General features: G+C 51.1%; 6 protein-coding genes. 5 read left to right on the top strand and 1 reads right to left on the bottom strand.

Translation table 11 applies throughout. The features are described from left to right. Positions 1 to 753: type IX secretion system plug protein domain-containing protein (locus ACEW8P_RS18560; protein ID WP_373514570.1), on the bottom strand; the 753-nt coding region annotated here is incomplete at its 3' end. A gap of 131 nt (positions 754 to 884) precedes the next feature. Between ACEW8P_RS18560 and ACEW8P_RS18555 the strand changes: the two genes are divergently transcribed. The 5 genes from ACEW8P_RS18555 to ACEW8P_RS18535 form a co-directional block, all read left to right on the top strand. Beyond that, positions 885 to 1,472 (top strand): Uma2 family endonuclease, encoded by a 588-nt coding sequence (locus ACEW8P_RS18555; protein WP_373514569.1) that lies wholly within the window; start codon positions 885 to 887, stop codon positions 1,470 to 1,472. A gap of 23 nt (positions 1,473 to 1,495) precedes the next feature. After that, positions 1,496 to 2,095: a Uma2 family endonuclease gene (locus tag ACEW8P_RS18550; protein ID WP_373514568.1), complete on the top strand. Its 600-nt coding sequence runs from the start codon at positions 1,496 to 1,498 to the stop codon at positions 2,093 to 2,095. A 265-nt stretch (positions 2,096 to 2,360) separates the two neighbouring features. Continuing rightward, positions 2,361 to 5,519 (top strand): SusC/RagA family TonB-linked outer membrane protein, encoded by a 3,159-nt coding sequence (locus ACEW8P_RS18545; protein WP_373514567.1) that lies wholly within the window; start codon positions 2,361 to 2,363, stop codon positions 5,517 to 5,519. 20 nt (positions 5,520 to 5,539) lie between these two features. After that, on the top strand, positions 5,540 to 7,402 hold the full coding sequence (locus ACEW8P_RS18540; protein ID WP_373514566.1) for a RagB/SusD family nutrient uptake outer membrane protein: 1,863 nt from the start codon (positions 5,540 to 5,542) through the stop codon (positions 7,400 to 7,402). A gap of 408 nt (positions 7,403 to 7,810) precedes the next feature. Continuing rightward, positions 7,811 to 9,385: FG-GAP repeat domain-containing protein (locus ACEW8P_RS18535; protein ID WP_373514565.1), on the top strand; the 1,575-nt coding region annotated here is incomplete at its 3' end.

Below are 9,385 nucleotides of genomic sequence, written 5' to 3'. Positions count from 1 at the left end.
GCCGCCGGGAAAGGTATTTTCAAGATTAAAAAACTGGTACTCCAGCACCGAATCGAAAGGTCTAACATTCGTAGGTTTAAAGCCGGTCTTGGCTTTGTCCCAGCGGAAATTTTGCCGGATCACGACCTTCAAATCCGTCTGCGGCGACACGACCTGATAGCCCTTGTGATCTAGGCTGAAATCGATCTGCTGGTCGGTGCGCTGCTCGCGGATTCCCTGCGAAAACCGCGCCTGCGCCGCGATTCGCACTTTATTTTCATAAATCATAAAACGGCGGGTAAAAACCACCTGTCGCTGCCGCTCTGAGTACACCACGAGCACGTAATTGCCCGATACTTTCAGGCGTGGTACCTGGAAACGATAATGGTAGTAAGGTACTTTGGTGCTGAACGACTGCTTGAACTCGGTGATGGGGTAGTCGTTGTACTCGTAGGTGAACTCAATGTCGTTCAGCACCGACTTGTTCCAGTCGGCATTGCAATGAATCAGCTTGGCGCGGAAGCCCCGGTAGTCGGCTGTCATGTCATCGAACTCCAGCATCAGCGGCCGCTCGCCGCCCAACGGAATCACCGCCGGGCCAATGAGCCGCCGCGGGTCGTCGGGACGGTCGGCGGCGGGGTAGAGGAGTACAGTTTTTATGTTCTCATTATAAATGTAGTCTTCCAGGCGCACGTCTTCCGTGCGGACTTGCGCGAAGGCGTTTGGGAGAATAGAAATAACTAGGAGAAATAGCGGATAGTAATAAGGGCGCATGAGCAGACAAGAACGTTTTGAATGTTTTCAAAGACAAACGAAAAGTGGGCCAGGATCGCCTAAACGTCCGGCTTTTTGTCAGGATTGCGGGGATTATTTGTTATTTTTGAAAAAACTAGTTTACGAAATCCATGACCGCCCAGCCCCTAAAGAAATACTCACCCGAAGAATATCTTGAACTCGAACGCGCCGCCAAGTACAAGAGCGAGTACTATCAGGGCGAAATATTCGCGATGGCGGGAGCCAGTCGCAACCATAATCGAGTTGTCGGCAACTTGTATGTCAAAGTTGGCTCCCATCTGGACGGCGAACCCTGCGATTTTTTTCCCAGCGATATGAGGGTGCATATTCCCGCCAACGGTCTCTACACCTATCCTGACCTTACGGTTGTATGCGGAAAAGAGGAATACCTGGACGAAGAGTTCGATACTTTGCTCAATCCCAAAATAATCATCGAGGTACTTTCACAGGGTACAAGCGGATACGACCGGGGCGAAAAATTCCAGCTCTACCGCAGCATCACCACTTTGGAGGAGTACGTTTTGATCGACTCCAAGAGAGTAGCGGCGGAGGTCAACCGGAAACATCCGCATGGTTTTTGGTCACTCATGTCGGAGGCATACAGCCTCGAAAGCAGCATCGAATTAGCCAGCATCAGCCTTAAATTACCCCTGCGCGACATCTACGGCGGAACGGAAAATTTGGGACGAACAGAATAGACCTGAAACATAGATTCACGATTATGAACATCCAGACACAGAAGTACTTCACCCCCGAAGAATACCTCGAACTCGAACGTGCCGCCGATTACAAGAGCGAGTACTATCAAGGCGAAATATTCGCAATGGCTGGTGCCAGTCGCAACCATAACCGGATTACAGAAAATCTAAGCGGCGAAATCTATATTTTTCTGAAAGGGAAGTCTTGTAGTGCTTACTCAAGCGACCTCAGGACGCACATCCCCGCTAATGGGCTCTACACTTATCCTGATGTGCTGGTGGTGTGCGAAAAAGAGGAATACCTGGATGAAGAAGTGGATACTTTACTCAATCCTATAATAATCGTCGAGGTACTTTCAGAAAGCACGGGCGGCTACGATCGGGGCGAAAAATTTCAATTGTACCGCAGCATTCCTTCTTTGGAAGAGTACGTCCTCATTGACTCGCGTAGAGTGGCGGTAGAAGTTTTTCGGAAAGGTGAACAGGAGTTTTGGTCGCTGATGTCAGAAGCCTACGACTTGGAAAGTAGCATCGAACTGGCGAGCATTGGGTTGACTCTTCCTCTAAGTGACATTTACGATCAGGTTGGAAACTTTGGGACTCGATCAAGCCTGATGACCTGAATTCTTCCTGCATAGCCAAATACCAAGATCACATGGCCAATATCTGAGCCTGGATTTAACTAATTCAGTGGTTCAGAAATTAAATCTTGGTAATGTTTAATAAAATCTTTTTTTTGGGAGTAAATACCAAAGTTCTTGTCCTTTGGGGTTAGAACGATTTTGTACTACCACATCTCAAAAAAACAACCGCCTATGATAGAAATTCCATGGTATCGATTATAAGAAAGCTCTAATTATCAGTATTTAACTAAATCTCTAATTCTCTATGAAAATTACTACTCTATGGACCTCACCTGTAACGAGGTGGTGTCTGCTAACCTTAACCTTGCTCCTGGCAGCTACCCTGGGTGCTTCCGCCCAGGGCCTGGCCGTCGCCGGTAAAGTGACCGACGAAGCCGGGACGGGCATCCCCGGTGTGAACGTCGTGGTGAAGTCCTCCACAACTGGAACGACTACCGACTCCGATGGGAACTACCTCGTCAATGCCCCTAATGGTGGCGTGTCCCTGATCTTTTCTTCAATCGGCTTCGTGACCCAGGAAGTACCGCTCAACAGCCGCACCAAACTGGACATTCAATTGGCCGCTGATACCAAGTCGCTCGACGAAGTGGTGGTAGTGGGCTACGGCACCCAGAAAAAGGAAACAGTAACCGGCTCGGTTGTATCCGTCAAGGGCGATGAACTCGTAAAATCTCCCGCTGTGAACCTAGCCAACTCCCTGGCGGGTCGCCTGCCGGGCGTGACGGTTGTCAACCGTTCCGGCGAGCCTGGTGCCGATGGTGCTACCATCCGTATCCGGGGTGCCAACACCCTTGGTAACAACAGTGCCCTGATCGTTATCGATGGCATTCCCAATCGATCTGGTGGCCTGGACCGGATTAACCCCAACGATATCGAGAGTATCTCCGTATTGAAGGACGCTGCTGCGGCCATTTATGGTTCACGGGCGGCCAACGGTGTAATCCTGATTACCACCAAGCGAGGCAAGACGGGAAAGCCTTCGCTTTCTTACTCGTTCAACCAGGGCTTTGCCAATCCGACGGTAGTTCCCAATACGGCCGACGCTGCGCAGTACACGAGTATGCTTAATGACCTCGATATTTACGCCCTACCCGTGGCAGAATGGGCAGCAGCCAACGAAGCCTACAAAACTACGGGCAGCTATACCCGGCCCAATGGCACGGTACGGAAGGCACCTTACACGCCTGACGACCTGCAAAAGTACCGTGACGGCTCCGATCCCTGGGGACACCCCAACACCAATTGGTACGATGCTACTTTGAAGAAAAATTCTCCTCAGACGCGGCACAACGTACAGTTGACCGGAGGGTCTGAAAATGTCAAGTACCTGGCTTCGCTGGGCTATCAGAATCAGGATGGTTACTATATTAATTCAGCAACGGGCTACAAGCAGTACGACCTGCGTATCAACCTCGACGCCACCATCAACAAATACGTGAAGGTGAACCTGGGAATGCTGGGAAGGCAGGAGAATCGGGCCTATCCTACCAAGAGTGCTAACACGATTTTCCGAATGCTACAGCGTGGCAAGCCGCAGGAACCTGCTTACTGGCCCGACGGCCGTCCAGGCCCTGACATCGAGAACGGAGAAAACCCCGTAGTGATCACGACTGACCTGAGCGGCTACGACCGCAACGTACAGAATTATGTGCAGACCAATGGCTCACTGGAGATTAAAATTCCGGGCGTAGAAGGTTTGAAGTTTACGGGTACCGGAGCAATCGATTATAATACGCGAAACGGCAAGTTTTGGAACATTCCCTGGACGCTCTACCAGCGAGGCAGTGGATTCGAGGCCGATGGCACAACTCCCAAGTTAGTGGCGAGTGTACGCGGCCCGGCCGAACCACAGTTGTCTCTTAGCAATAGCAATCAGACCAACATTCTGCTCGGAGGTGTGTTCTCTTACGATAAAACTTTCGGCAACCATACAATTAACTTGTTGGCGGGTACCAACCGTGAGACGATACAAGGCGAAGGCTTTAATGCTTTCCGTCGTTTCTTCATTTCCCCCGCCTTGGATCAGTTGTTTGCTGGCGGCGATTTGCAGAAAGACAATGGTGGTGGTGCCTACAACTCTGCTCGCATCAACTATTTCGGTCGAGTAGGCTATAATTTCAAAGAGAAGTACCTGGCTGAGTTCCTGTGGCGTTACGACGGCTCGGATATTTTTCCTAAGGAAACCCGCTACGGCTTTTTTCCCGGTATTATGCTGGGTTGGGTCATATCTGAAGAAGGGTTCTGGAAGAACAACGTCCCGGCGGTCAACTTCTTGAAAGTGCGCGGCTCGGTAGGGCAATTGGGTAACGACCAGATAGACACTTATCAATATCTGTCTACTTACGGTTTCCGTAGCTATATCATTGGAGGTAACGAGACGAAAACACTTTACGAAGCGCGTATTCCTAATCCGAATATTACCTGGGAAATAGCGACCAACTCCAACTTGGGCTTGGAAGGGCAGCTTTTCAATGGTAAGGTGACGTTCGAGTTCGACCTTTTCTCCAATCACCGTACCAACATCCTGTGGTTCAAAAATGCCTCCGTACCTGAATCGACAGGTTTGTCATTGCCCCGTCAGAACATCGGTGAGGTAAAGAACAAGGGTTGGGAGTTCAATATCGGCTATCGCAACTCGATCAAGGACTTCAAGTACAACTTCAGCGTCAACGGCGGCTACGCCCAAAACAAAATCATCTTCTGGGACGAAGCACCTGGTGCACCCGATTGGCAACGTTCGACGGGCAAGCCCATGTACACTTACGTAGCTTACAAGTACGATGGCGTGTTTAAGGATCAGGCGGCGATCGACGCCAACACCCTGGATTACTCGGCCATCGTGAAGGCACTTCGGCCGGGCGACATGAAGTACCAGGACTACAACGGCGATGGTAAGATAACCCCCGATGACCGGGTACGTCTGGACAACACCAACCTGCCTTTGTTCCAGGGTGGTATCAACCTGGGTGCCCAGTACAAGAACTTCGATTTGACGGTTCTTTTCCAGGGTGCTGCCGGGGCCAAGCAGTATATCAGCGCGGGTGAGTCGGGCAACATTGGTAACTATTTACAGGAAATCGCCGACAATCGTTGGACAATCGACAATCCAAGCAGCGTTCATCCACGTATAGCTAATAGGAGTGACCAATACTTCTCCGGTGGCAACGATTACTGGCTGCGCAGCACGGATTACCTACGCCTGAAAAACCTGGAACTGGGCTATTCTATTCCGTCCGAAATTGTCAGTAAGGTAGGTTTGAGTGCTTTTAGGGTGTATTTCAACGGCTTAAACTTGGCCACATTCACCAAAATGACCTCATTCGATCCCGAAGCCGATAACTCATTGGGCCGCTACTACCCGCAAACAAAAGTGGTCAACTTCGGTGTGACCGCTACCTTTTAATCATTAAACCTTTAAAAATCATGAAAAAAGTCAAACTTTTAGCGCTGGCGTTTGTAGCAGGCCTGGTAACTTTTACCAGTTGCAACGACGACTTCGTGAACACCGAGCCGCTCAGCGAGCTCTCGCAGTCAGCCGTTTGGTCGGACGCCGCCTTGGCGGAAGCCTTCGTCACGGAAATCTACGCGGGCTTCAATAACGGTGGCTTTGAAGAACAGTCGCTCGCTTCGTTGACCGACGAAGCCATCTTCACGCACCCCGGACGCGGCATTACGACGATTACTGAAGGCCGATCCAACCCTGAGGACATCGGCTGGGTAAGTACCAATCTCCGCTGGAGTTCAATGTACTCCCGAATCCGGGCGGCCAACCTGGCCTTGGAGAACCTGGCTGAGCCTAAATTTCCCAACACAAACAATATTGTGGAAAGATTGCAGGGAGAAGCTAAATTCTTGCGGGCTTATTACTATCATCAGTTGGCTCGTTACTACGGCGGCGTACCGTTGATCGACCGGGCCTACGGACTGGGTGAGGACGATTACATGGCCCCCCGGAATACATGGGCGGAGACGGTGAACTTCATTGTGAAGGATCTGGACGAAGCCGCTACGCTGCTGGACGGCAAGAAACTGGCCACGGGACGCGCTACCAAAGAAGCAGCTTTGGCCTTGAAATCACGCATCCTGACTTACGCTGCCAGTGATTTGCACGATATCCCTACGGCAAAGGCCAAATCTGCCACCATCGCCAATTTTGCCAAGCCGGAGCTTATCGGCTATGTAAGCGGTAGTCGTACGGAGCGCTGGGAGAAAGCGAAAGCCGCTTCGAAGGCCGTTGTTGATTTAAACAGGGGCTTCAAGCTCAACCTGACAGAACCAGTCAGTCCCCAGCAGGGAACTACAAATTACATGGATCTTTCGCTGGCTCGTAACGGAGGACAGTCGGAATTACTATTGGCCCGTTACTTCACCGATGCTAAGCCCGAAAACGGCGGGCGTATTGGCCTTTATAATGGCCCGAATGGCTACAACAACTGGGCGGGTAACACACCTGTTCAACTGCTGGTAGACGACTACGAAATGATGGACGGCACCAAGTTTGACTGGAAAAATCCTGCTCATGCCGCCGATCCTTATGCCAACCGCGATCCCCGCTTCGCGGCATCCATTCTGTACGAAGGTTCACCCTGGAAGGTGCGTTCCAACGCCAACCTACCCAAGGACCCAGCCAGCCAAATTCAAACCGGACGTTATGAAGTGATCAACGCGGCTGGTCAGAAAGTGACGCACTTTGGACTGGACACCCGGAACAGTTCCATCGAGGACTGGAATGGTAGCTACACGGGCTACTACTTCCGCAAGTTCACCGATCCTAATCCCGCGATCGTGGATCAGAACACCCGGCAGCAAATTCCGTGGCCGATCTTGCGCTATACTGAAGCGGTGTTTAATTATATCGAGGCAAATCTGAACCTGGGCAATGAAGCCGAAGCCCGCGACTGGCTCAATAAGATTCGTTTCCGTGCAGGAATGCCCGCTATTACGGCTACAGGTCAGGCCCTTGTTGAAAAATTCCGCAACGAGAAGCGCATTGAGATGGTTTACGAAGAGCAGCGCTACCACGATGCCCGTCGCTGGATGATCGCCCCTTCGACGCTGGGCCGCAAAGCCGACGGTATCCAGGTCGTGGGAACCCTGAAACCCGGCAAGACAGTGAATGTGTACAAGTATAGCAAAGAGAATTACAACTATACCTATACGCCGTTCCTGATTGATCCCGGCAAAGAGAACCGGGCTTGGGCCGATAAGCTTTACTTCCTGCCCATATCACGGGCTGAGGAAAACCGGAACGACAAACTGGTACAGAATCCGGGTTATACACAGTAGTACATTTTGTGTAGATAGTTTTGTAAAGAATCCGGGTCGGCAGTTTGTCGGCCCGGATTCTTTTTTGCATTTTTAGGGGTAGAAGTTTTTTAAAAAGGCGGAAATCAACCGTAGTCAATGTCAGGCAAATCTTTGAATCCCGTAGGGATGGACAATATGATAGCCCCCGGTTTCAACCGGGGGAACGAAAGAAACCCAGCCGCACCAAGTTCCGTAGGAACGGCCGATAAAAAGCGCAACTGTTCCCTTCTTATCGGCCGTTCCTACGGAAATAAGGGTGAATCTGGATTTTTCGTATTACCCCCGATTTCATCGGGGGCTACAAAATCGGTCAAGCCTACGGCTTTTTATTGGTTTCTCATCTTTATCCGCCTATCGACAAGATCATATATAAGCCGGGGCATGGCCATGTTTCTGAGTGTAATACTATTAGCCGGCTGCCAAAGGCAAACCGACGAAAAAGAAGCAGAGGCCGCCCCCGAAAACCCGCTCTTTACCCTTCTGGCCCCCGAACAAACCAACGTCGTCTTCGAGAACACCCTCACCGAAAGCCTGAACGGCAACGTGCTGATGTACGAGTACTTCTACAACGGCGGCGGCGTAGCCGTAGGCGATGTCAACGGCGATGGGCGGGACGATCTTTATTTTTCAGGAAACCAGGTACCCAATCGGCTCTATATCAATAAAGGCACCCGCGACAGCGAACCGTTGAAGTTCGAGGACGTGACGGCGATGGCGGGCGTCGCAGGTCGCGAGAGTAGCTGGAAGACCGGCGTGACAATGGCCGATGTCAACGGTGACGGACGGCTGGATATCTACCTCTGCTACTCAGGAAATCTACTGCCCGAAAAACGCCGCAACGAACTATACATTAATCAGGGCGCCGACGCGCAGGGTGTGCCAAGATTTGCGGAAATGGCCGCCGAATATGGCCTGGCGAGTGAAAGCACCAGCACCCAGGCAACTTTCTTCGACTACGATAAGGATGGCGATCTGGATATGTTCTTGCTCAATCACAATCCTAAGTCCTTACCTGTCCTAAATGAGATGGGCACCGCAGAACTACTAAAAAAAGATGATCCTATTAACGGCGTACGGCTTTTCCGTAATGACAACAACAAATTCAAGGACGTAACTACCTCGGTGGGACTGCAGAGCTCGGCTCTTTCCTACGGCCTGGGCGCGGGTGTGGCCGATGTCGATGGCGATGGTTGGACGGATATTTACGTCTCCAACGACTACCAAGTACCCGACTACCTATATATTAATGACAAAAAGGGCGGCTTCAAAGACCAACTGGGCAGCCGCATGGGCCACACCTCGCACTTCTCGATGGGCAGCGACGTAGCCGACATCAACAACGACGCCTGGCCCGACATCCTGACGCTGGATATGCTGCCCGAAAGCAACAGCCGTCAGAAACTTTTGATGGCACCGGACAACTACCAGAAATTCGACCTGAATGTGCGACTGGGCTTCAACCACCAGTACATGCGCAATATGCTGCAAATCAATGACGGTAACGGTAGTTTCCAGGAAATCGGGCAACTCGCCGGACTGTCCAACACCGACTGGAGTTGGTCGGCCCTTTTCGCCGACTTCTATAACGATGGCTGGAAAGATCTGCACATCACCAACGGCTACCTGCGCGACTACACCAACATGGATTTCCTGAAACACATGAGCGATTATGTGCAGAACCAGCAAGGCGGCATCCAACGCGCCGACGTTCTTAAATTAGTCTACGAAATTCCTTCCTCCAACCTGACAAATTATATCTTCGAAAACGGTCAGGATTTGCAATTCAAGAATGTGACCCGCGCCTGGGGGCTGGCCCGACCGTCGAACAGCAACGGCGCGGCCTACGCCGATTTGGACAATGACGGCGATCTGGATTTGATCGTCAACAATGTGAACCAGCCCGCTTTTATCTATCAAAATCAAGCAGACAAATTATCCAAAAATCATTTTCTGAAAGTAAAA

Source organism: Persicitalea sp. (assembly GCF_041751555.1).
Lineage (GTDB): Bacteria > Bacteroidota > Bacteroidia > Cytophagales > Spirosomataceae > Persicitalea.
This window is presented reverse-complemented; position numbering and strand designations above follow the sequence as displayed.